At 70.4% G+C, this 23,207-nt stretch carries 20 protein-coding genes and 1 tRNA gene; 8 read left to right on the top strand and 13 right to left on the bottom strand.

Going from position 1 to position 23,207, the window contains the following annotated elements:
* Positions 1-18: 18 nt before the first annotated feature.
* The 7 genes from rpoN to ACTIE5_RS24185 all read right to left on the bottom strand — a co-directional run bounded on the left by rpoN (position 19) and on the right by ACTIE5_RS24185 (position 7,075).
* Positions 19-1,512 (bottom strand): RNA polymerase factor sigma-54, encoded by a 1,494-nt coding sequence (gene rpoN, locus ACTIE5_RS24215; protein WP_439552295.1) that lies wholly within the window; start codon positions 1,510-1,512, stop codon positions 19-21.
* A 51-nt stretch (positions 1,513-1,563) separates the two neighbouring features.
* A complete protein-coding gene (gene lptB / locus ACTIE5_RS24210; RefSeq protein WP_439552294.1) occupies positions 1,564-2,382 on the bottom strand; it encodes an LPS export ABC transporter ATP-binding protein in 819 nt (272 codons plus the stop codon).
* The gene (locus tag ACTIE5_RS24205; RefSeq protein ID WP_439552293.1) at positions 2,379-3,434 is read right to left on the bottom strand and encodes an LptA/OstA family protein; all 1,056 of its coding nucleotides are present in this window, start codon (positions 3,432-3,434) and stop codon (positions 2,379-2,381) included. The genes lptB and ACTIE5_RS24205 overlap by 4 nt, the downstream gene beginning before the upstream one ends.
* Positions 3,431-4,126 (bottom strand): LPS export ABC transporter periplasmic protein LptC, encoded by a 696-nt coding sequence (gene lptC, locus ACTIE5_RS24200; RefSeq protein WP_439552292.1) that lies wholly within the window; start codon positions 4,124-4,126, stop codon positions 3,431-3,433. Before lptC ends, ACTIE5_RS24205 begins: the two co-directional genes overlap by 4 nt.
* 149 nt (positions 4,127-4,275) lie before the next feature.
* Positions 4,276-4,899 (bottom strand): ribonuclease D, encoded by a 624-nt coding sequence (locus ACTIE5_RS24195; RefSeq protein WP_439552377.1) that lies wholly within the window; start codon positions 4,897-4,899, stop codon positions 4,276-4,278.
* 128 nt (positions 4,900-5,027) lie between these two features.
* Positions 5,028-6,641 carry a diguanylate cyclase gene (locus ACTIE5_RS24190; protein WP_439552291.1) on the bottom strand — a complete coding sequence of 538 codons (1,614 nt, stop codon included), beginning with the start codon at positions 6,639-6,641 and terminating at the stop codon, positions 5,028-5,030.
* A gap of 347 nt (positions 6,642-6,988) precedes the next feature.
* Positions 6,989-7,075 (bottom strand) — tRNA-Leu (locus ACTIE5_RS24185).
* Between the two features lie 154 nt (positions 7,076-7,229).
* Between ACTIE5_RS24185 and ACTIE5_RS24180 the strand changes: the two genes are divergently transcribed.
* From ACTIE5_RS24180 to ACTIE5_RS24150, 7 genes are all read left to right on the top strand, one after another.
* The gene (locus tag ACTIE5_RS24180; protein ID WP_439552290.1) at positions 7,230-8,174 is read left to right on the top strand and encodes a complex I NDUFA9 subunit family protein; all 945 of its coding nucleotides are present in this window, start codon (positions 7,230-7,232) and stop codon (positions 8,172-8,174) included.
* 212 nt (positions 8,175-8,386) lie between these two features.
* Positions 8,387-9,826, top strand: coding sequence for an NAD(P)-dependent oxidoreductase (locus ACTIE5_RS24175; RefSeq protein ID WP_439552289.1), 1,440 nt, complete (start codon positions 8,387-8,389; stop codon positions 9,824-9,826).
* 5 nt (positions 9,827-9,831) lie between these two features.
* Complete coding sequence (gene gltB / locus ACTIE5_RS24170; protein WP_439552288.1) at positions 9,832-14,388, top strand: glutamate synthase large subunit; 4,557 nt, start codon at positions 9,832-9,834, stop codon at positions 14,386-14,388.
* The gene (locus tag ACTIE5_RS24165) at positions 14,385-15,497 is read left to right on the top strand and encodes an endo-1,4-beta-xylanase (protein WP_439552287.1); all 1,113 of its coding nucleotides are present in this window, start codon (positions 14,385-14,387) and stop codon (positions 15,495-15,497) included. Before gltB ends, ACTIE5_RS24165 begins: the two co-directional genes overlap by 4 nt.
* 89 nt (positions 15,498-15,586) lie before the next feature.
* Complete coding sequence (gene fzlA, locus ACTIE5_RS24160) at positions 15,587-16,255, top strand: FtsZ-binding protein FzlA (protein WP_439552286.1); 669 nt, start codon at positions 15,587-15,589, stop codon at positions 16,253-16,255.
* Positions 16,256-16,288: 33 nt separating this feature from the next.
* Positions 16,289-16,606, top strand: coding sequence for a hypothetical protein (locus ACTIE5_RS24155; protein ID WP_439552285.1), 318 nt, complete (start codon positions 16,289-16,291; stop codon positions 16,604-16,606).
* Between the two features lie 71 nt (positions 16,607-16,677).
* Positions 16,678-17,388 carry a hypothetical protein gene (locus ACTIE5_RS24150; RefSeq protein WP_439552284.1) on the top strand — a complete coding sequence of 237 codons (711 nt, stop codon included), beginning with the start codon at positions 16,678-16,680 and terminating at the stop codon, positions 17,386-17,388.
* Between the two features lie 3 nt (positions 17,389-17,391).
* Here the strand turns inward: ACTIE5_RS24150 and ACTIE5_RS24145 are convergent, their stop codons facing one another.
* From ACTIE5_RS24145 to ACTIE5_RS24130, 4 genes are all read right to left on the bottom strand, one after another.
* The gene (locus tag ACTIE5_RS24145; protein WP_439552283.1) at positions 17,392-18,111 is read right to left on the bottom strand and encodes an LrgB family protein; all 720 of its coding nucleotides are present in this window, start codon (positions 18,109-18,111) and stop codon (positions 17,392-17,394) included.
* Positions 18,108-18,455, bottom strand: coding sequence for a CidA/LrgA family protein (locus ACTIE5_RS24140; RefSeq protein ID WP_439552282.1), 348 nt, complete (start codon positions 18,453-18,455; stop codon positions 18,108-18,110). Before ACTIE5_RS24140 ends, ACTIE5_RS24145 begins: the two co-directional genes overlap by 4 nt.
* Positions 18,456-18,465: 10 nt before the next feature.
* On the bottom strand, positions 18,466-19,299 hold the full coding sequence (locus ACTIE5_RS24135) for a tetratricopeptide repeat protein (protein ID WP_439552281.1): 834 nt from the start codon (positions 19,297-19,299) through the stop codon (positions 18,466-18,468).
* 78 nt (positions 19,300-19,377) lie between these two features.
* On the bottom strand, positions 19,378-20,349 hold the full coding sequence (locus ACTIE5_RS24130; protein WP_439552280.1) for a Bug family tripartite tricarboxylate transporter substrate binding protein: 972 nt from the start codon (positions 20,347-20,349) through the stop codon (positions 19,378-19,380).
* Positions 20,350-20,467: 118 nt separating this feature from the next.
* Between ACTIE5_RS24130 and ACTIE5_RS24125 the strand changes: the two genes are divergently transcribed.
* A complete protein-coding gene (locus ACTIE5_RS24125) occupies positions 20,468-21,316 on the top strand; it encodes an SDR family NAD(P)-dependent oxidoreductase (protein ID WP_439552279.1) in 849 nt (282 codons plus the stop codon).
* Here the strand turns inward: ACTIE5_RS24125 and ACTIE5_RS24120 are convergent.
* Together ACTIE5_RS24120 and ACTIE5_RS24115 are read right to left on the bottom strand one after the other, a co-directional pair.
* A complete protein-coding gene (locus ACTIE5_RS24120; RefSeq protein WP_439552278.1) occupies positions 21,313-22,050 on the bottom strand; it encodes an alpha/beta hydrolase in 738 nt (245 codons plus the stop codon). The two genes, ACTIE5_RS24125 and ACTIE5_RS24120, sit on opposite strands and share 4 nt — an antisense overlap.
* Entirely contained in the window at positions 22,047-23,207 is a 1,161-nt protein-coding gene (locus tag ACTIE5_RS24115) for a fumarylacetoacetate hydrolase family protein (RefSeq protein WP_439552277.1), read from the bottom strand. Before ACTIE5_RS24115 ends, ACTIE5_RS24120 begins: the two co-directional genes overlap by 4 nt.

Here is a 23,207-nt window from a genome sequence, read left to right as displayed (position 1 = left end):
GGCGGAAAAGCGCCAAGGTCAGGCCGGGACGGCCTTCTCCCGCTTGCGCTGCACAGACGATGGTATGCGCAACGCCTCCCGGTATTTGGCCACCGTTCGGCGGGCGATGTCCACACCCTCCTTGCGCAGACGCTCGACAATCGCGTCATCAGACAAGACGTCGTCAATACCTTCCGCCATGATCATCTCGCGGATGCGAAAGCGAACGGCCTCCGCGCTATGACTTTCACCACCACTGGTGCCTGCTATGGCAGTGGTGAAGAAATACTTAAGCTCGAAGGTCCCGCGCGGCGTCGCGATATACTTGTTCGCCGTCACGCGGCTGACCGTGCTCTCATGCATGGAGACATGTTCGGCCACGTCCCGCAAAATCAACGGCCGTAAATGTCCGACTCCGAGGCGGAAGAAGGCGTCCTGCCGGCGCACGATCTCGGCTGCCACCTTCAGGATGGTATTGGCCCGCTGTTCCAGGGACTTCACCAGCCAGGTCGCGCTCTGCAGCTTGTCGGCGATGAAGGCCTTGTCGTCCCGGCTGCGGGCGCCGACCACGGCGCGGGCGTGGAAACCGCGGTTGACCAGGATGCGGGGCAGCGTCTCCGGGTTCAGCTCCACCGCCCAGCCGCCATCATTGGTGCGCCGCATCAGCACATCCGGCACCACGGCCATGGCGGGCGCCGCGTCGAAGCTGGCACCGGGCTTGGGGTCGAGGCGCTTGAGCTCCGCGACCATCTCCGCGAGATCCTCGGAATCCACCTCGCAGACGCGCATCAGGCCGCGCAGGTCGCGCCGCGCCAGCATATCGAGGTTGTCGAGCAGCGCTTCCATGCAGGGGTCGAGCCGGTTGCGATCCGCCAGCTGCACCGCCAGGCATTCCCGCAGGTCGCGGCAGAACATGCCGACGGGGTCGAGGCGCTGCATCCGCGCGCGCACGGCGGCGACCTTCGCCTCCTCGCACCCCATGGCGGCGGCGATCGCGGCATCCGTCACGGGCAGCCGCCCGGCGGGATCGACCATCGCCAGCATCTGCGCGGCGATCATGCGGTCCCGGTGGTCATGGAAGCTCAGCCGGACCTGTTCGCCGAGGTGCTCGCGCAGCGACTTCCGCGCATCGGCCAGATCCTCGATGCCGGAGAGGTCGTCGTCGAAATCGGCCCGGCCGCCGCGGCCCGCGCCATCCCCCGCGCCGAGCCCGGCGCCGCCGCCGCTGCCATCGCCGTCATAGACATTGCCGTAATCGGCATCGAGCGGGCTTTCCGCCATGGAGGTCGCCGTCGCGGCTTCCAGCGAATCGCGGGGCTCCGGGGCCAGTGCCTCGGGCGCCCGTTCATCCGCGGTGGTGCGGGGTTCAGGCCGCTCATCCCGCTCCAGCAGCGGGTTGCGCTCCAGCTCCTCCTCCACGAAGGCGGTGACTTCCATGTTGGAGGATTGCAGCAGCTTGATCGCCTGGCGCAGCTGCGGCGTCATCACCAGCGACTGCGTGTGCCGCATGTCGAGCCGCGGGCCGATCGCCATCGCGCTCAGCCCCCCGCCTGGTGATGCGCGGCGCCTGTCATGGTCCCAGGCCTACAGCGAGAAGCGTTCGCCGAGGTAGACGCGGCGCACCCCTTCATGCGCGACGATGTCGCGGGGGCTGCCCTCCATCAGCACCTGGCCGTCATGCAGGATGTAGGCGCGGTCGATGATTTCCAGCGTCTCCCGCACATTGTGGTCGGTGATGAGCACGCCGATGCCGCGATCCTTCAGGTGCTTCACCAGGTCGCGGATCTCCCCCACCGCGATGGGGTCGATGCCGGCGAGTGGTTCGTCCAGCAGGATGTAGCTGGGCTGGGTGGCGAGCGCGCGCGCGATCTCGCAGCGCCGGCGTTCGCCGCCGGACAGCGCGAGCGCGGGGGCGCGGCGGAGGTGGCCGATGCCGAATTCCGCCAGCAGCGCGTCCAGCATCTGCTCCCGCCGGTCGCGGACGGGTTCGACGACTTCCAGCGCGGCGCGGATGTTGTCCTCCACCGACAGGCCGCGGAAGATCGATGCTTCCTGCGGCAGGTAGCCGAGGCCGAGGCGCGCGCGGCGGTACATCGGCAGGAAGGTCACGTCATGGCCATCCATGGTGACCATGCCCTCATCGGGCTGCACCAGGCCGGTGATCATGTAGAAGGTCGTGGTCTTGCCGGCGCCGTTGGGCCCGAGCAGGCCGACGGCCTCGCCCCGCTTCAGGCTGATGGAGACGTTCCGCACGACGGGGCGCTTCTTGTAGCGCTTGCCAAGGCCCTTCGCGACCAGGCCGGAATTATCGGCGGCCAGGCGCACGGGCGGTGCGCCCGTGCGGGGGTCGCGTGCTCCAGCCTGCGGGGGGCCATCCTGCGGGGGGCCATCGGGGGGCGTCATCGCGTCGCTCCCTGCGGCTGGCGCGGCGCCGGGGGCGGGGGCGTGGGGACCGGGCCGGTGGTGGGGGCGGGCCGTGGCGCCGGCCGGGGCGCGGGCGCCGCACCGGCTGGCGCGGGTGTCACGCTGCCGGGTGCTGGCTGCTGCTGGGGCACGACCAGGCCCTGGACCCGGTCGCCGGGCGCGGAGACGAGGCGGGAGACCCCGGTGCGGAGGTTCACGATCGCCTCCGTCCCGTTCAACTGGTTGTCGCCGCGCGTGATGCGCACGCCGCCCATCAGCCGCGCCAGCCCGGTGGGCGGGCTGTAGACGCCGCGGTCGCCGCGGACGACTTCCTCCGGCGACCGGATCTCGACGCTGCCATAGGCTTCCACGCGATCGATGCGACTATTCTCCGTATTGCCCGGCAGGCCGGGGATGGCGGCGGGGCGGCTGGCGGCTGTGGTGGGCGCCGGCGCGGGCGCGGGCGCGGGCGCGGGAGTTGCCGCGGGCGCGCCCGGGGCCGGGGACTCAAGAAAATAGGCGACCAGCGTATCGGCGGCGATGCGCCGGTTGTCGCTGGTGGTCACCACCGCGCCGCCGCGGCCCACCGCCATCCGACGCTGCGGCCAATATTCCAGGCTGTCCCGCGCCGTGATGCGCTGTTCCGGCGTGGTCAGGGACAGGTTGCGGCCGGACATCACCATCACCGCCTGGTCGATGTCATAGACCGCGCGGTCCCCTTCCGCCCTTTCGGTGGCGGAGGTGACGCGGACATTGCCCTCGGCCTCGAAGCGGAAGATCTCGCCCCCTGACATCGGGCTTTCCCCGGGCTGGACGGTGGTGCCGGCGCGGGGGCGGTAGCGTGCGATCAGCCGGTCGGCGTCCACCGTCACGCCATCGCGCACCGCGCGCGCATTGCCGCGGGCGACGATGACCTGTTCCTGCTGGCGCCACTCGATCCCGTCGGTCGCCGTGATCTCGACCGGGCCGCCCTGGGTGAGGTCCAGGTTCTGGGCGATCGCGGGGGCGGCCAGCAAGGCGATCGCGACGGCGAGGAGGGCGCGGCGGATCACTTGCCGCCCTCCAGCACCGCGCGGGCCTGGCCGGTGAAGATCACGACCTGGCCGCGGTCGATCAGCCGGAAGCCCTGGGCGGTGAGGGTCCCGAAGGGGCCCTGCGCGGCCACGGGGTCGTCGCCCGCTGCGGCGCCGGCGGCGAGGTCCACCGCGGCCTTGTCCGTCACGAACTGGGTGCCGTCGTCATGATGCACGGTCACGCGTCCCGCCAGATCCAGGTGGTTGCGGGGGCGGTCGTAGCGGCCATCGCGCGCCTCGATATAGATCCAGGCGCCATCGCTCATCAGCAGGTCGGCGCGGGGGGCCTGGAGGTTGACCAGATCCTCGTTCCCCGCCTGGGTGGCGAGGGTGGCAGTCACGTTGTAGGGGCGGTTCTGCTCGTCCACGCCCTGGTAGCGGGGATCGACGATGCGCAGCGCGTCCGGCCGCGCGGAGATCACCCGCTGGAAGGAGATGCGGCCCCGGTCCGCCGCGCTGTCGAATTCCGGCCACAGCGCGATGGCCGCCAGCAGCCCCACCGCCGCCAGCGGCAGCACGCGCTTGGCGATGCTGACGAAGATGCGCCGCCGCGCGAGTTCCGCCGGCCGTGGCGCGCGCCGTTCCCGGGACGGGGCCAGCATGCGGCGCGCGGGCGCGCGGAAGCCACCGGGCGCGGAGCCGGCAGGGCGGGAGGAGATGGGCGGGGGCAATCGCACCAAGCTTGTATGGGCCTGCCGGGCCATAGGGTCAACGAGCGGATGGCCCTTCCGGCGATGTCCGGACAAGAAACGTGCCAACCTTTCGTCAACCTTGGCGCGACTTGGCAACGATCGCGCGATTTCAAGGCAGGGCAGCCGATTCAGTGACTGAAGATGTCCGGTTCCTCATAGCCCAGCAGGTCCAGCCTGCCGCGCATGGGCAGGAAGCGATAGCAGGCCTCCGCGACGTCGAGCCGCCCTTCGCGTTCCAGCAACGCCTTCAGCCGGGCCCAGAGCGCATGCAGATGCAGCACATCGGACGCCGCATAGGTCAGCTGTTCCGGTGTCAGCTCCGGCTGGCCCCAGTCGCTGGATTGCTGCTGCTTGGAGAGTTCCACCCCCAGCAATTCCTTGCAGAGGTCCTTCAGCCCGTGCCGGTCCGTGTAGGTCCGCACCAGCTTGGAGGCGATCTTGGTGCAGACCACCGGCGCGACCTCCACCCCCAGCGCGTTGTAGAGCGCGGCGACGTCGAAGCGGGCGAAGTGGAAGATCTTCAGCACCGACGGGTCGGTCAGCAGCTTCTTCAGGTTCGGGCAGTCGCCCCCCCGCCCGCCGAGGCTGGTGGGCAGGATCTGCACGCAATGCGCGGTGCCATCGCCGGCGGACAGCTGCACCAGGCAGAGCCGGTCGCGGCGGGGGTCGAGGCCCATCGTCTCGGTATCGATGGCGACGGAGGAGCCGAAGCTCAGTCCTTCCGGCAGGTCGTGCCGATGCAGCTGGATCATGGCGTTCCGGGTGAAAAGGGTCTGGCCCTGGCCGCCGGCGCCCCTTGCCGGGGCGAAGGGCGTCCCGGCAAGGGGGAATTGCGCGGTCATCGGCCTCCGCCCGCTATAGCGGAGGCAGGGAGTGGCCGCTACCGGGACAGGCTGCTGGCGCGCATCTCCTTCGGCACCTCGCTCACCATCCGCACCTCCACCCGGTTGCGGCCCTTGGCCTTGGCCAGGAAGACGGCGGCATCGGCGCGCCTGAGGAGATCCTCCGGCCCCTGGTCCCGCGGCAGCAGGCCGGTGACGCCGATGCTGGCGGTCAGGCGGGCCGGGGCCTCGCCATCCTCTGCCGTGAAATTGTGGCGGGCGACGGCGGCGCGCATCGCCTCCGCCAGCGTCGCCGCCGCATTGGCATCGATGCCGGGGAGGGAGACGGCGAAGACCTCTCCGCCCAGGCGGCCGAGATTGGCGGGCATTCCCTCAAGCGGCGCCGCGACCAGCCGTGCCGCGGCCAGCAGCGCCGCGTCGCCGGCGGCGTGGCCGCGCATGTCGTTCAGCAGGCGGAACTGGTCGAGGTCCAGCAGCACCAGCGCCAGGGGCGCTCCCTGCCGCCGGGCCGCGGCGATGTGCTCCGCCAGGCTGCGCAGGAAATGGCCGCGATTGCCGATGCCGGTCAGGTCATCCGACTCCGCGCGGTGGCGGAGTTCGGCGGTGCGGTCGGCCACTTCCTCCGTCAGCCTGGCATTGCCCTCCGCCAGGCGCGCCTCCGCCTCCCGCCGCTCGCTCAGCAGCGCCATCAGGGCGAGGGCGTTGGTGGCCATCAGCACGATCATCATGGCGACGGCGCGGAGGGGATTCGGGACGACATCGGGCTGGAAGGGGCCGAGGCCCGCCAGCGTGCCGATGGTGGCGACCACGCTGATGAGGGTCAGCAGCGAATAGGCGGCGCGGAGCGAGATGCGCAGCGTCACCCAGGTGACGGGAATGGTCAGCAGAACCACCGCTTCCGGCTGCACCAGGGCGGATAGCGGCGGGGGCAGGGCGAAGACCAGCGCGGCCAGGCCGGCGGTGGCGGCGAAGACCGCCGCATCGCTGGCCGCCGGCCGGTGGCCGGGCACCGCCGGCGTGCGTTCGGCACCGATCCACAGCATCAGGGCCGGGGCGAAGAAGAAGACGCCACCGGCATCGCAGAGCACCCAGCGGGCGAAGACGGAATAGGCGGCTTCCACCGGCAAGCCACCGGTCGCCAGCAGCGCCGCGGTGCCACCCAGCGCGGTGAGCAGGGATTGCAGCATCACGCCGCCCGCCACGAAGCCGAGCACGCCGCGCAGCCGGGTGAAAAGGCCGGTGGGCGGGCGCAGCGACCTGGTCAGCACCGCGCCCACCCAGGGGCCGAGGCTGTTGGAGACGGAGATCAGCGCCGCGGGTAGCAGCCCGGCATCGAGCAGCAGGCCGTTGACGGCGAAGGAGCCGAGGAACAGCCCGGGCACCAGGCGGAGCCCACCCACCAGCGTGGCGACGGCGGCGATGCCGGCGGGCAGCCAGATGGGCGCAGGGAACAGGCCGTAGCGGGCGAAGAACAGCCCCACCGCCGCGCCAAGCCCGGCATAGAGCAGCGCGACCACCAGATTGGCCGCCAGCAGCGGTAGGGGATGGGCCAGCGACTCCGCGATCGCGGGCCTTTCCACCGCCGGGTGGGCGGGGGGGCTGACCCGGGCCGGGGTCCCGAAGCCGAAGCTGCCGAAGTGCCTGTCTCGCATCAGGTCGGGACGCTCTCGTGGGAGTCTTGATCCAGGTGGAGGCGGTATCCAGGTGGAGTCGTATCCGGGCGCAGGCGGCGCTTGCGGTCAGGGAATCGGCCAGGATCGGCACCGATGGCCAACGAAGCGCCGGCTGCGGCAGGCTTGCCGAGCATGGGGGGCGATCGGGCGATGCGCGGCGTGCCAATCTGGCACCGCGGCGAGGGCGTCGCAACAACCAGATGGAGTTATCCGGTCGCGGATCTGCCACTGTGGGTCGCAATCCCGACGCCATGTGCAGGACTGGATGCGGAAAGGGCTGTCGGGTTTCTGCTGCCGCTGTGCCCCGCGAGAATTCGGCGGAGTAGTGGTGCCCAGGAAAGGACTCGAACCTTCACGACCTTGCGGTCACTGGCACCTGAAGCCAGCGCGTCTACCAATTCCACCACCTGGGCAGGGGGCGTCGTTCAGCGAGGGGCGATTTACGGGGCGGGAAGGGGGGCGTCAAGCGGGGGGGCTTCGACAAGTTGTGGATGGTTTCCGATGCTTGGCGGGCGAGGGTCGCCCCCATATGGTCCGGCACGGATTTCCCTGACGGAGTGACGGATCATGCGCGCGGCGGATCGCAAGGTGGCGACGGTGTTCGGCGGCGCCGGTTTCATCGGACGCTACGTGGTGCAGCGGCTGGCGGCGCAGGACTACATCGTGCGCATCGCGGGGCGGGACCCGCTGGCGGCACGCTTCCTCTGCACCCAGGGGCGCGTCGGCCAGATCGTGCCGCTGCGCGCCGCGGTGACGGATGCCGCCGCCGTGGCGCGGGCGGTGGAAGGTGCCGATGTGGTGGTGAACCTGGTCGGCATCCTGCACGGGGATTTCGACAATGTGCAGGCCAGGGGGCCTGGCGTGGTGGCGCAGGCCGCGGCGGCGGCCGGGGTGCGGCGCTTCGTCCAGGTCTCCGCCATCGGCGCCGATGCGGCCAGCGACAGCCGCTACGCCCGCAGCAAGGCGGAAGGGGAGGCGGCGGTGCGCGCGGCCTTCCCGGCAGCCACCATCCTGCGGCCCTCCGTCGTCTTCGGGGCGGAGGATAATTTCTTCAACCGATTCGCCGGCATGGCGCGGCTGCTGCCCTTCATGCCCGTCGTGTCCGGCGGCACCAGGTTCCAGCCGGTCTTCGTGGGCGATGTCGCCGATGCGGTGATGGCGGCGGTGGAGCGGGACGACGCGGCTGGCCGCACCTATGAACTGGGCGGCCCGCGCGTGATGACGATGCGCGACGTGCTGCGCTTCATCCTGGACACCACGCGCCGCAACAAGCGCCTGGTGGATATGCCGATGGGGCTGATGGGCTTCCAGGCCAGCATCCTGGAGAAGCTGCCCAACCCCGCCCTGACCACGGACCAGCTCAAGCTGCTCGGCCGCGACAATGTGGTGGGGGAGGGGGTGCCCGGCCTTGCCGATCTCGGCATCGCGCCGACTTCGGTCGAGGCGGTGGTGCCGGGGTACCTGCGGCGCTTCCGCCCGGGTGGGGGCCGGCGCGATTTGGCGGCGGCCTGAGCGCCGGGCCGGATCGGACCTATTTCGCGGTCCGGTCCGGTGCATGGTTCGGGCTGCGGACCGGATATGCAGAAATAAGGTCAGCTAAACTGTCCTGTTAATGCATTTCGGACTCGCGCGGCGGTTTTCGGTGATGTAGAGGGGCCTCACGCGAACCCCGGGGGATGAGAGGGGGCGCGTGCCTCGTTTCGCCCCAAGGGAGCGTCGCCGCCATGGCCGACCGGATGCTGCAATTCGTGCGCCTCGACCAACGCCTGCCGGAAAAGCGGAAGGCGGATCTGCGACGCGAGGATTTCGACGAGATCTACAAGGCCTTCGACCCCGAAGGCGCCAAGACGCAGGCCAGCCGCTGCAGCCAGTGCGGCGTGCCATTCTGCTCCGTCCACTGCCCGCTGAACAACAACATCCCGGACTGGCTGAAGCTGACCGCGGAAGGGCGGCTGGAGGAAGCCTATGAGGTCGCCTCCGCCACCAACACATTTCCCGAAATCTGTGGCCGCATCTGCCCGCAGGATCGCCTCTGCGAGGGCAACTGCGTCATCGAGAAAGACTTCGGCAGCGTCACCATCGGGTCGGTGGAGAAGTACATCACCGATACCGCCTGGGAGAATGGCTGGGTCAAGGCGCCCAAGCCGCGGCACGAACTGACGCAGAGCGTCGGCATCATCGGCGCCGGCCCCGGCGGCCTGGCGGCGGCCGAACGTCTGCGCATGCGCGGCTACCAGGTGCATGTCTATGACCGCTACGACCGCGTTGGCGGGTTGATGATCTACGGCATCCCCAACTTCAAGCTGGAGAAGGAAGTGGTGCTGCGCCGCTGGAAGCAGTTCGAGGAAGGCGGCATCCACTTCCACCTGAACGTCGCCGTGGGCAAGGACATCACCCTGGCCGAGCTTCGCGAGAAGCACGATGCGGTGCTGGTCGCGACCGGCGTCTACAAGGCGCGCGACATGGCGGCGCCGGGCATCGGGCTGGACGGCATCGTGCCGGCGCTGGACTACCTGACGGCGTCCAACCGCGCGGGCCTCGGCGAGGTGGTGCCGGCCATGGAATCGGGCGCGCTGAACGCGGCCGGCAAGCGCGTGGTGGTCATCGGCGGCGGCGACACGGCGATGGACTGCGTCCGCACCGCGGTACGCCAGGGTGCCACTTCCGTCACCTGCCTCTATCGCCGCGACAAGGCGAACATGCCGGGCTCCATGCGTGAGGTTCATCACGCGGAGGAAGAAGGTGTGACCTTCGAATGGCTCGGTGCGCCGGAAGCCTTCCTGGGCGATGGCAAGGTCGATGGCGTACGCGCCCACCGCATGCATCTCGGCCTGCCCGATGCCTCCGGCCGCCAGCAGGTGGAACCGATTCCCGGCAGCAGCTTCACCATGCCGGCGGACCTCGTGATCATGGCGCTGGGCTTCGATCCCGAGAACCTCCCCAAGGCCTTCGAGGAGCCTGGCCTGCCCGTCACGCGCTGGGGCACGCTGAAGGTGAATCACCGCACCATGATGACGGACCTGCCCGGCGTGTTTGCCGCGGGTGACATCGTGCGCGGTGCCTCGCTCGTCGTCTGGGCGATCCGAGATGGCCGCGACGCGGCTGAACAGATGCATGGCTACATCCAGCAGAAGACCGCGGCGCTCGCCGTGGCGGCGGAGTGACTGACATGGACAACGGTTTCGAGAACGCTTCTTTCGAGAGCGGGGCGCAGTTCGCCGAGGGCTACAAGGCCAACCTGGCCACGCTGCAGGACGCCCATGTCGACCTGACCGAGCATGATGCCTGTGGCGTCGGCCTGGTGGCGGCGCTGGATGGCAAGGCGCGGCGGGATGTCGTGCAGGCCGGCATCGATGCGCTGAAGGCCGTGTGGCACCGCGGCGCCGTGGATGCCGATGGCAAGACCGGCGACGGCGCCGGCATCCATATCGAAATCCCCCAGGATTTCTTCACGGAAGTCGTGCAGCGCGGCGGCGACGCCGTGCGCCCGGGCCGCATCGCGGTCGGCATGGTGTTCCTGCCGAAGACCGACCTCGGCGCACAGGAACGCTGCCGCCAGATCGTCGAGACCGAGATCCTCAACGCCGGCTACAACATCTATTCCTGGCGCCAGGTCCCGATCGACGTCTCCTGCATCGGCGAGAAGGCCAATGCGACGCGGCCGGAGATCGAGCAGATCCTGCTGTGGAACCCGCGCGGCGTCGATGACGACACCTATGAGCGGGACCTCTACGTCATCCGCCGGCGGATCGAGAAGCAGGCCATCGCGGCGCAGATCCCGGAGCTGTACCTGTGCTCCCTGTCCTGCCGCTCGATCATTTACAAGGGCATGTTCCTGGCGGAGAACCTGACCGACTTCTTCCCGGACCTGAACGACACGCGCTTCGTCAGCCGCTTCGCCATCTACCACCAGCGCTATTCCACCAACACCTTCCCCACCTGGCGCCTGGCCCAGCCCTTCCGCACGCTGGCGCATAACGGTGAGATCAACACCGTCCACGGCAACATCAACTGGATGAAGAGCCACGAGACGCGGCTCGCCCATCCGTTGCTCGATGCCTACATGGAAGATCTGAAGCCGATCGTTCAGGCTGGCGGGTCCGACACCGCGACGCTGGACAATGTGTTCGAGCTTCTGGTGCGCGGCGGGCGCGATGCGCCGATGGCCAAGGCGATGCTGATCCCGGAAAGCCTCGGCAACAACGCCACCATGCCGGAGGCACACCGGGAATTCTTCCTGTACTGCAACGCGGTGATGGAGCCCTGGGACGGCCCGGCGGCGATCGCGGCCACCGATGGCAAGTGGGCGATCGGCGGGCTGGACCGCAACGGGTTGCGCCCGATGCGCTACACCATCACCACCGACAACATGCTGGTCACGGGTTCCGAGACCGGCATGGTGAAGATCGCGGAGGACCGCATCATCGCCAAGGGCCGCGTCGGACCCGGGCAATGCGTCGCCGTCGATCTCTCGACCGGCCGATTCTATGGCGACACGGAGCTGAAGGACGCGCTGTCCGGCCGCAAGCCCTTCGGCGACTGGACGCGCCGCACCACGCGCATCGACGGCATCGTCAAGGCCGGGGCGGATGAGCAGGCGGAATGGAGCGGGGAGGCGCTGCGTCGCCGCCAGCTGGCCGTCGGCTACACGCTGGAGGAGCTGGAGACCATCCTGCACCCGATGGTGGAGGAGGCGAGCGAGGCCGTGGGCTCCATGGGCGACGACACGCCCATCGCCGTGCTGTCCGGCCAGTATCGCGGCCTGCACCATTATTTCCGGCAATCCTTCAGCCAGGTGACGAACCCGCCGATCGACAGCCTGCGTGAGACGCGGGTGATGTCGCTGAAGACGCGGCTCGGCAATCTCGGGAACATCCTCGATGAGGACCCGACGCAGTGCGACATGCTGATGCTGGACAGCCCCGTGCTGTCCAACGCGGAATTCGCCGCGATGCGTGCCTATATGGGCGCCACCGTCTGCACCGTGGACGCGACCTTCCCGGTCTCCGAAGGGGAACAGGGGCTGCGTCGCGCGATCGAGCGCATCCGCCGGGAAGCCGAGGAAGGCGTGCGCAGCGGCTGCGCGCATGTCATCCTGTCCGATGAGGCGCAGGGGCCTGAGCGCGCCGCGATCCCGATGATCCTGGCCGTTGGTGGCGTGCACACGCATCTCGTGCGCCATTCGCTGCGGACCTTCACCTCGGTGAATGTGCGCTGCGCGGAATCCATCGATGTCCACTACATCGCCGTGCTGATCGGCGCGGGTGCGACGACGGTGAACGCCTATCTGGCGCAGGAAAGCATCGCGGACCGGCACCGCCGCGGGCTTTTCGCCGGTCTGTCGCTGAAGGACTGCGTCGCCCGCTACAAGAAGGCGGTGGACAAGGGCCTGCTGAAGGTGATGTCCAAGATGGGCATCTCCGTCATCAGCAGCTATCGCGGCGGCATGAATTTCGAGGCCATCGGCCTGTCCCGCGCCCTCGTCGCCGAATTCTTCCCCGGCATCGCCAGCCGCATCTCCGGCATCGGCCTGTCCGGCATCGCGCGCCGCGTGCTGGCGCTGCATGCCAAGGCCTGGGACGCGGATGCGGTGACGCTGCCGGTCGGCGGCCTGTACAAGCTGCGCAAGCGCGGCGAGAACCATGCCTTCGACGGCAGCCTGATCCACACGCTGCAGAAGGCGGTGGAGACGGACAGCTACCAGACCTTCAAGCGCTACACGGAAGGCGTGCGCAAGCTGCCGCCGGTGGCGCTGCGGGACCTGCTGGATTTCCGCGCCGATGGCCGCATCGCGGTCTCGCTGGAGGAAGTCGAGAGCATCACGGAAATCCGCAAGCGCCTGGTGGCGCCCGGCATCTCCCTCGGTGCGCTGAGCCCGGAGGCGCATGAGACGCTCTCCATCGCCATGAACCGCATCGGCGCGCGCAGCGACAGCGGCGAGGGTGGCGAGGATCCCGCCCGCGCGAAGCCGCGCAGCAACGGCGACAATGCGAACTCCTCCATCAAGCAGATTGCCTCGGGCCGCTTCGGCGTCACCGCCGAATACCTGAACAACTGCAAGGAGATCGAGATCAAGGTTGCGCAGGGCGCGAAGCCTGGTGAGGGCGGGCAGCTGCCCGGCTTCAAGGTGACGGAACTCATCGCCAAGCTGCGGCATTCGACGCCGGGCGTGATGCTGATCTCGCCGCCGCCGCACCACGACATCTACTCGATCGAGGATCTGGCGCAGCTCATCTACGACCTCAAGCAGATCAATCCCGAGGCGACGGTCTGCGTGAAGCTGGTGGCGCGCAGCGGCATCGGCACCATCGCGGCCGGCGTCGCCAAGGCGAAGGCGGATGCCATCCTGGTCTCCGGCCATTCCGGCGGCACGGGCGCATCGCCCGTCTCCTCCATCAAGCATGCCGGCCTGCCGTGGGAGATGGGGCTCAGCGAGACCCATCAGGTGCTGATGCTGAACAGGCTTCGCCATCGCGTGAAGCTGCGCACCGATGGTGGCCTCAAGACGGGGCGGGACGTGGTGATCGCGGCCATGCTGGGCGCCGAGGAATTCGGCATCGGCACGGCGTCGCTCGTCGCCATGGGCTGCATCATGGTGCGGCAGTGCCATTCCAACACCTGCCCGGTCGGCGTCTGCACTCAGGACGATGCGCTGCGGCAGAAGTTCACCGGCACGCCGGAGAAGGTCATCAACCTCTTCTCCTTCGTGGCGGAGGAAGTGCGGGAAATCCTGGCCGGCCTCGGCTTCCGCAAGCTGACGGACGTGATCGGCCGCACCGACCTGCTGCGCCAGGTGTCGCGCGGTTCCGATGACCTCGACGACCTCGACCTCAACCCCCTCCTGGTGAAGGCGGATGCCGGTTCGCATGCGGCCTACTGCACCATGGAAGGCCGGAACGAGGTGCCGGAGACGCTGGACGCCGACATGATCCGCGACGCCGCGGCGCTGTTCGAGCGCGGCGAGAAGATGCAGCTGGCCTACAACATCCGGAACACGCATCGCGCCATCGGCACGAAGATCTCCTCCAAGATCGTGCGCAAGTTCGGGATGGAGGGGCTGCAGAGCGGGCACCTGACCGTGCGGCTGCGCGGTTCCGCCGGCCAGTCGCTGGGCGCCTTCGCGGTGAAGGGCCTCAAGCTCGAAGTCTTCGGTGACGCCAACGACTATGTCGGCAAGGGCCTGTCGGGCGGCACCATCGTGGTGCGGCCGGCGCCGTCCTCCTCGCTGGTGTGGCGGGAGAACACGATCATCGGCAACACCTGCCTCTATGGCGCGACCGGTGGCGCGCTGTTCGCGGCGGGCCAGGCGGGCGAACGCTTCGCCGTGCGCAATTCCGGCGCGCTGGCGGTGGTGGAAGGCTGCGGCGCGAACGGGGCCGAATACATGACGGGCGGCTGCGTCGTCATCCTCGGCGCCGTGGGCGACAATTTCGGCGCGGGCTTCACCGGCGGCATGAGCTTCCTCTACGATGCCGACGGGAATTTCGAGAAGCGCGTGAACCCGGAGACGCTGCTGTGGCAGCGCCTCGGCGGCAGCACGCATTGGGAGGAGGTGCTGCGCGACCATGTGCAGCGCCATGTGAAGGAAACGGGCAGCCCCTTCGCCGCCCGCATCCTGAACGACTGGGCGACGGAACGCGGCCACTTCTGGCACGTCGTGCCGAAGGAATACGCGAAGTACCTGCCCAAGCCGATGACCGACGCCCCGGCCGTCGCCGCGGAGTGATCGGCCGAAGGGCCGTGCTGGCCGCCCCCGCTCTGCTGGGCGCGGGGTGTGCCAGCGCGCAGGTGCCGCCGCCCATCCCGCAGGCGGCGGCGGGCCCCGGGTTGCACGCCCGTGCGGCCGCCAAGGGGATCACCTTCGGTACCGCCATCACCACCCGGCAACTGGCGGAGCCCGACACCACCGCGGCCATCCGGGCGGAATGCGGTCTGCTGGTCGCGGAATACGAGATGAAGTGGGACCAGCTGGAGCCCACGCGCGGCGATCGGCGCTTCCGCCTGGCCGACCGCCTCATGGAGTTCGCCCGGGTCAACCGCATGGCGATGCGCGGCCATACCCTGGTCTGGCACGAAAGCGATCCGCCCTGGATGGCCAGGCTGGATGCGCGCGGCCTGGCCAATGCCATGCAGGAGCATATCGAGGCGACGGTCGGCCGCTGGCGCGGCCGCATCGGCAGCTGGGACGTGGTGAATGAGGCCGTGCGGGCGGAGGATGGCCGCGTGGACTGGCTCCGCCGCACCCGGATGCTGGAGGTGCTGGGCCCGGACTATATCCCCGCCGCCTTCCGTGCCGCCCGCGCCGCGGACCCTGCCGCGCGGCTCGCCTATAATGATTTCGGCTGCGAACACGCCACTGTCGCGGCGCGGCGCAAGCGCATGGGCGTACTCGGGCTGCTGCGCGGGTTGAAGCGCGCCGGGGCGCCGGTGGATGTGCTGGGGGTGCAGGCGCATCTCCAGGCCGGGCAGCCCTTCGCAGCGGATGAATGGCAGGATTTTCTCGGCGATGTCGCCGAACTCGGCCTGACGATCGAGGTGACGGAGCTCGACGTGAATGACCGCGCCCTGCCGGCCGATCCGGCGGCGCGGGATGCCGGCAGCGCCGATCTTGTGCGCCGCTTCCTGGAAGCGACCGTGGCGCAGCCCGCGGTCAAGGCGGTGCTCACCTGGGGGCTGTCGGACCGCCACAGCTGGGTCCAGGCCGGCCGCCTGCCGGAACACCGCCGCCGCGACAATGCCCGGGCGCGGCCCCTGCCATTCGATGAGGCGATGCGCCGCAAGCCGATGTGGCATGCCATCGCCATCGCCTTTGACGGGGCGCCGAGCCGGGCGTGATGACGCCAGCCGTGAACAGGGGGCCTGTTGGCCCGCCGCGCCCCCCATGCGATACGGCGTCACATCCCCGAATTGAAGCGCCAGCCTGCATGCGGATTCTCTACCACCTCCCCCTCTCGCCCTTCGCCCGCAAGGTCCGGCTCGCCCTGGCGGAGAAGCGGATTCCGTTCGAATTGCGGGTCGAGAAGGTGTGGGAAAGGCGGGACGAGTTCCTGGCGATGAACCCCGCCTGCACCGTGCCGGTGCTGCAGGAGGCCAACGGCCTGTCCATCGTGGATTCCAATGCGATCTGCGAATACCTGGACGAGGCCTATCCGGACATGCCGCTGCTGGGCCGCACCCTGGCGGAACGGGCGGAGGTGCGGCGCCTTGTCGCCTGGTTCGACCATAAATTCTACGCCGAGGTCACGCGCAACCTGCTGTTCGAGAAGCAGATGAAGCGCCTGCTGGGGCGCGGCAACCCGGATGCGGCATCGATCCGCGCGGGCTATGCCAACCTCAAGCCGCATCTCGAATACATCGGCTGGCTGGCGGAAACGCGGGCCTGGCTGGCGGGACCGGCGCTGAGCCTGGCGGACCTGGCCGCGGCGGCACAGCTTTCGACGCTGGACTATATCGGGGATCTGGACTGGTCGATCTCCGGCGGCGCCAAGGACTGGTATGCGCGCATCAAGTCGCGCCCTGCCTTCCGCAACCTGCTGGCGGATCGCGTCAGCGGCGTGACGCCGCCGGCGCATTACGCGGATCTGGACTTCTAGAAACCGTCACGGGGGGCGGACGTTTCGTCCCCCATGACCCATCGCCTTCTCCTTGTTGCCTTCTTCGCCCCGGGCCTCGCCCTTGCGCAGCCTGTCGCACCGCCCCAGGCCGGTGGGCCGCCGCCGGGGCGGGTGGAGGAGATCGGGCGCGATGCCGGCCCGGTTCGCCAGGCGCCGCAGACCGACAGCCCCCAGGCGGTGAACCGTGGCACGGATGGATCGGCCGTCGGGCTCGACCAGCCCGCGGGCACGGGCACCACGCCGCAGGGATTCCTGGGCGAGAGCACGGCAGGCGCACGGGACCCGGCGACGCCACCGGCGGGCGCGCCGCCGCAATCGCGGCCGGAGTGAGGGCCGTTCCGGCGTTGACACGATAGGCCGCCGCCCCCGAGCATGCCCCGGTTCATCATCGGGGGTTGTGCGTGGCTGTTCGTGTTCTGCTTCTGATGGTTCTTCTGGTGCTGGCGCGGCAGGCGCAGGCGCAGGTGCCGGGCACGATGGTCGAGGGCAGCCTGATGGTCGGGAGCAAGGTGCTGCCCCTGCCGCCCGGGCCGTGGCGGGTCCTTCACCTCGGCGTCGATGACCGACGCACCAGCGACATGACGGTGCCGACCCGGATGCACCAGGCTGTCCTCGTGCAGGAACGCACGGGCCGCGCCGCTGCGGTCATCGTCGCCCAGGCGGCGCAGGAAGTCGGAGTGCATTGGGAACCGCATGGGATCTGCCTCAACGAAGGCGCCATCGCGCGCCATGTCGTCTCCGCCGTGCGCGCCGCCCTGGATTGCCGCGGCCTCGTGGTGCTGGCCGCCGGGCAGCAGCCGGGGCAGCCCGGCCATCTGGCTCCGCTGTATGACGAAGGCCAGCGTCGCGCGGGCTGGATACCGCCCTACTGGATCAGCAGCCAGTTCCTGATCAGCGAGACGATGCACTATCTGAATGTCGAGTACCGGGTGGCGCCATCCGCCTTCGCGCCGGCGATGACGGGCCCCACGACCCTGACCGAGGGCGCCCGCGTTTCAGTACCGCAAGCCCTTGTCGATCGACTGGATGGCTGGGGCGCGCGCACCCATGCGGAACTCAAGCGCGGCCTGTATGGCCGCCAGCCCGCCACCCCCCTGCCGGCGCCCTTCTGACGCCTATCCCGCGAAGAAGCCCCAGAGCAGCGGCAGCAGCAGCGCCGTCGCCAGCGCGTTCAGCCCCATCGCCAGCCCGCTGAAGGCGCCAGCGGTGGCATTCACGCTCAGCGCCCGCGCCGTGCCGATGCCATGCGCGGCGGTGCCGATGGCGATGCCGCGCGCCCGCCAGTCGCTGACCCCCGCCCAGTCCAGCACCACGGGGCCGAGCGCCGCGCCGACGATGCCGGACAGGATCACCACCACGGCGGTCAGGCTCGGCAGGCCGCCGATGCGTTCCGCGATGCCCATGGCGACGGGGGTGGTGACGGAACGCGGCGCCAGGCTGGCCACCACCTCCGGCGCCGCGCCCAGCGCGAGTGCGATGCCGATGCCCGCAGCCGCCGCGAAGGCCCCGCCCAGGATGATGGATGCCGTGGCCGCCAGGGCGGATCGCCGCACCAGGGCGAATTGCCGGTAGAGCGGCACGGCCAGCGCGACGGTGGCGGGGCCCAGCAGGAAATGGACGAATTGCGCGCCGCTGAAATAGGCGCGGTAGTCGATGCCCGCCGCCAGCAGCCCGCCCGCCAGCAACGCCACCGCGATCAGCACCGGGTTCGCCAGCGGATGCCGCCCGCACCAGGCGTGGATGCGCAGCGCCGCCAGCCAGGCCAGCAGCGTCGCCGTCAGCGCCGCCAGGGGCTCCTGCGCCAGATAGACCCAGATCTCCGCCAGCGGGGTCACGGATCGTCCTTCGGCAGCAGCATCTGGGCGATCCGCCCCGTGGCCGCGATGGCGGCCAGCGTGCCCGCCAGCACGGCCAGCGACAGCGGCGCCCAGTCCCGCGCCAGCACGGGCAGGAACAGCACCACGCCGACCCCCGCCGGCACGAAGAGCAGCCCGAGATTGCCGAGCAGCCCATCCGCCGTGCCGCCCAGGGCCTCCGACGCCGGCCGCCGGCGCAGGAGCAGCGTCAGGAACAGGATCACCATGCCGACCACCGGCCCCGGCACCGGCAGGTGCAGCGCGCGCACCGCGAACTCCCCGGCCAGCTGGCAGACCAGCAGCGCGGTGATCGCGCCGATCATGCGGTGGCGGTCAACGCCGGAAGGGCCCGGCCTCGTTCAGCGCCAGGTTCTGCGCGGCGAGGTCCGCCGTCGGGCTGTCGGGCGCGAGTTCGATCGCTCGCTCCCAATCCTCCCGCGCCCCGGCGGTATCGCCGCGGAGCTGGCGGATGATGCCGCGTTCCAGCAGCGCCTCGGCATAGTTGGGATCGAGGGCGAGCGCCCGGTCGATGTCCCGCGCGGCATTGTCCACGCGGTCCAGATGCCGCCAGGCGGCGGCGCGGAACATCAGCGCCTCCGTCCGTTCGGTATCCAGCGCCAGCGCGCGGTCCAAATCCTCCAGCGCCTCCCGGTAGCGGGAGAGGGAGCCGAGGGTGACGGCGCGGTCCGTCAGCAGGTCCGGATCGTCGGGGGAGAGGGTCAGCGCCAGCGTCGCCGCCGCATAGGCGCGGCCGGCCTCGCCCGCCATCAGCCAGGCCTGGGTCGCCTGGGCGAAGACGGCGGCGCGGGCGGCGTTGCCGGCGCGGGAATTGCGGGCCAGGCCCTCCAGCAGCCGTGCGGCCTGGCCAGGTTCGCCCATGGCCAGGATGGTGATGGCCAGGCAGTGGCGCGCGCCTTCGCCGCCGCCCTCGGCGTCCCACGCCTCGGCGAAGGCGCGGGCCTCCACGGCATCGGTGCGGGCCAGGATCATGCAGCGCTCGCTGCGCGGGCTGCCGTCCAGCCGCGGGGGTTCCGGCGGCGTCGGCAGCACTTCCTCCGCCGTCAGGGCGGGGCTCGGGATCACCATCACCCAGGTGAACGCCCCCAGCGCCGCCAGCGCGGCGGCGGCGAAGGCGCCGAGGAGCATGGTGCGGGCGGGGCGTCGCATGGGGTGATCCTATACCACCTTGCGCGGGACGGGAATCGCCGGCCGATCCGACCGGCGCAACCCCCACCGCCGGTGGTATTAGTCCGACAGGATCCGGTGTTCGCGCACCACCTTGCCCCAGCGTTCGTATTCGCTGGCGACGAAGGCGCCGAATTCCGCGGGGGCCATGGCGCGGGGCGTCATGCCGATGCCGGCCAGCCTGTCCCGCACCCCGGGATCGGCGAGCGTGGCGGCGAGGTCGGTGTTGATCCGGGCGACAACGGCATCCGGCGTCCGCGCCGGCGCCAGCACGCCGACCCAGCTATCGGCGGAGAAGCCGGGGAAGCCCTGCTCCGCCACCGTGGGCACGGTGGGATGGACCGGGGAGCGTTCGGCCCCCGACAGCGCGACGCCGCGCAGCGATCCCGCCGTGACATGCGGCCCCACCGCGACGGTGGAGGTGATGACCAGCGGCACCTGCCCGCCCAGCGCCGCCTGCACGGCCGGCCCGCCGCCGCGGAAGGGCACATGGGTGAAGCGCGCGCCGGTCAGCGTGGACAACTGCGCCATCATCAGGTGGCCGGTGGAGCCATTGCCGATGGTACCGAAATGCGGGCCTTCGCCGACGCGGCCCGCCGCGATGACATCGGCCAGCGTCCGGAAGGGGGCGGAGGGATGGGCGGCCATCAGGACCGGCGCGCCGCCGATGAAGCCGACCGGGGCGAAATCCGCCAGCGTGTCGAAGGGCATGCGCGGGACCATGTGGGGGTTCACCGCATGGGTGGACAGCGCGAAGAGCAGGGTGTGGCCATCCGGCGCGCTGCGCACCACGGCTTCCGCCCCGATGAGGCCGGAGGCGCCGCCCCGGTTCTCCACCACCACCTGCCGGCCGAGCTTCTCCGCCAGCACGGGCGCGACCAGGCGGGCCACCGTGTCCACCGTGCCGCCCGGCGGGAAGTTCACCACGGCGCGGATTGGGCGGTCCTGGGGAAAAGCTTGCGCCCGGGCGCCCGCCCAGGGCAGCGCGAGACTCGTGGTGGCCAAGGCAAGGGCGTGGCGGCGACGCAGCATGGGGACGTTTCCTGTCTTGCTTGTAACTCTGGACCATGGCGGAACGGTCGCGGGTGCCGCAACCCCTTTGCCGCCACCGCGAAGCGGGGCACACCGACGGGGCAGCAAGGGGGATTCCATGGCGAACCGGTTGGTTGTGGCGGGCCTCGGCTACAGCGGCGGCGCGATCGCGCAGGAGGCCCTGGCGGCGGGTTTCTCCGTGACCGGTACGGCGCGCGATCCCGCCCGCGCCGCGCCACCGCCGGGCGTGGCGGTGGTGGCCTTCGCGGAGGCCGCGCGCGTGATCCGGGAAGCAACGCATCTCGTGGTGACGGCCGCGCCGGGTGAGGGGGGCGACCCGGTCCTCGCCGCCCATGCCGATGCCATCGCGCAGGCGCCCGCGCTGCGCTGGATCGGCTACCTCTCCACGACTGGAATCTATGGCGATCGCGGCGGGGCTTCGGTGGATGAGGCGACGGCCCCCGCGCCGGGGCAGGAGCGTTCGAAGCGCCGGCTTGCGGCGGAGCAGGCCTGGCGCGCGGCGGCGGCCGGGCGGGCGCTGGACCTGTTCCGGGTGGGTGGCATCTACGGGCCTGGCCGGTCCTCGCTGGATGAGGTCCGCGCCGGCACCGCGCGCCGCGTGCTGAAGCCGGGCCACGCCTTCAGCCGCATCCACCGGGATGACATCGCGCTGGCGGTGGTCGCCGCGGCGCGTCGGCCGGATGGGGTGCGGGTGCTGCACCTGGTGGATGACGAAGCCGCGGCGTCGGCCGATATGGTGGCGGAAGCGGCGCGGCTGCTGGGTGTCGCGCCCCCGCCCGCGCTGCTCTTCGAGGATGCGGCCCCGCGCATGTCCCCGATGGCGCTGTCCTTCTGGTCGGAGAACCGCGTGGTGACGAATGCCGCGACCAAGGCGGCACTCGGCATCCAGTGGCGCTGCCCGACCTACCGGGAGGGGCTGGCCGCGATCCTGGCGGCGGGGGGCTAGCCCGCCAGCAGGCTGTCCAGCGTCTCCGCCAGCAGGCGCAGATCCTCCGGCCGGGACAGGCGGTGGTCACCATCCTTGATCAGCGTCACCCGCGCATCGCCCTGAGCCAGCGTGTCCAGGATGCGGATGGCGTGGCGCCACGGCACGTCGGGGTCCGCCATGCCCTGCAGGATGCGGACGGGGCAGGGAAGGTCGATGGGCTCGGACAGGACGGATTGCCGGCGTCCATCCTCCACCAGCGCGCGGGTGATGGGCGTGGGTTCGCCGTATTCGCTGGGCAGGTGGATGATCCCGTCGCGGATCAGCGCCTGGCGCGCCTCCGGCGGAAGGGCGGGCCAGAGCAGCGCCTCTGTGAAGTCAGGCGCCGGCGCGATGCCGACGAGGCCCGCGAGGCGCGCCGCCCGCTGGCGGGCCATCAGCAGCGCGATCCAGCCGCCCATGGAGGAACCGACGAGGATCTGCGGGCCCTCCGTCAGCGCATCGAACAGCGCCAGGGCATCGGCGGCCCATTGGCCGATGGTGCCGTCCTCGAACCGCCCGTCGCTTTCGCCGTGGCCGGAATAGTCCAGCCGAAGGAAGGCCTGGCCGCGTGCCGCGCAATGGTCCCGCAGGAAGATCGCCTTCGATCCCTGCATGTCGCTGCGGAAGCCCGGCAGGAAGACCACGCCCGGCCCCTTGCCCCGCAGGCGCGCCCAGGCGAGTCGGTCGTCGAGGCGGCCCGTCTCCTCACTCATCTCGGCAGCCCCCGCCGCGCAAGGTTCGCCATCAAGGCACCGATGCCGAAGGTCCAGGGCGGGCATTCATCGGTGCGGTCCACCTCATTCTCCAGCGCGCCAAGGCGCGCGGAAGCTATGCGAACCACGTCGCCGGGCTGATGCGTGAAGCCCATGCCCGGCGCGCCGCGATCTTTCGTGGGGGAGAAGGGCGTGCCGAGGAACAGCACCGCGCCATCGGGATACTGGTGGTGCGGCCCGATCATCTGCCCGACGATGTCGGCGGGATCGCGGCTGATGGAGCCGATGCGGCCGGATTCGGACAAGTCGAAGCCGTCGCGCCCCGTGATGGTCAGCGTGATCTCGCCCTGGCGGATATCCTCCAGCGTGAAGCCCGCATCGAACAGCCGGATCATGGGGCCGAGGGCGCAGGAGGCATTGTTGTCCTTGGCGCGGCCGAGCAGCAGGGCGGACCGCCCCTCCACATCCCGCAAATTCACATCATTGCCGAGCGTGGCGCCGACGATCCTGCCGCGGCCATTCACCACCATCACCGCCTCCGGCTCCGGATTCGACCAGTGGCTGATGGGGTGGACGCCGACCTTGGCGCCGGTACCGACGGCGGAGAGGACGGGCGATTTGGTGAAGATCTCCGCATCCGCGCCGATGCCGACCTCGAGGTACTGGCTCCACCAGCCCTTCGCCACCAGCGCGGCCTTCACCGCCATGGCTTCCCTGCTGCCCGGGACCAAATTCGCCAGATCATCGCCGATGATGGCGCGGACCTCGCCCCGCACGGAATCGGCCTGGGATGCATCGCCGCGGCAGCGCTCCTCGATCACGCGTTCCAGCATGGAGCGGACATAGGTGACGCCCGCGGCCTTGATGGCGTGCAGGTCGATGGGGGCGATCAGGAAGGGCTGGCCGGCGTGGCGGGCGGCGTGGTGGGCATTCGCGATGGCGGCCGGCAGGTCCAGCACCGCGGGCACGCCGCGGGCGCGGATGGCGGCGACCGGATCCTCGCTGTTCAGCCAGGCGCTGGCCGTGCCGAAGGCCGGTGTCATGTCGAAGGCGGCCCCGCCCAGCAGCGCGAAGACGGAAGGCCCCTCCGGCGTCTGAACGCGCAGCGCGAAGGCGCCATCCTTCCAATCCTGAGGCAGGCTGTCCGGCATGGTCAT

Origin of the sequence: Falsiroseomonas sp. (genome assembly GCF_051859025.1) — a bacterium.
Taxonomy (GTDB): Bacteria; Pseudomonadota; Alphaproteobacteria; order Acetobacterales; family Acetobacteraceae; genus Falsiroseomonas.
This window is presented reverse-complemented; position numbering and strand designations above follow the sequence as displayed.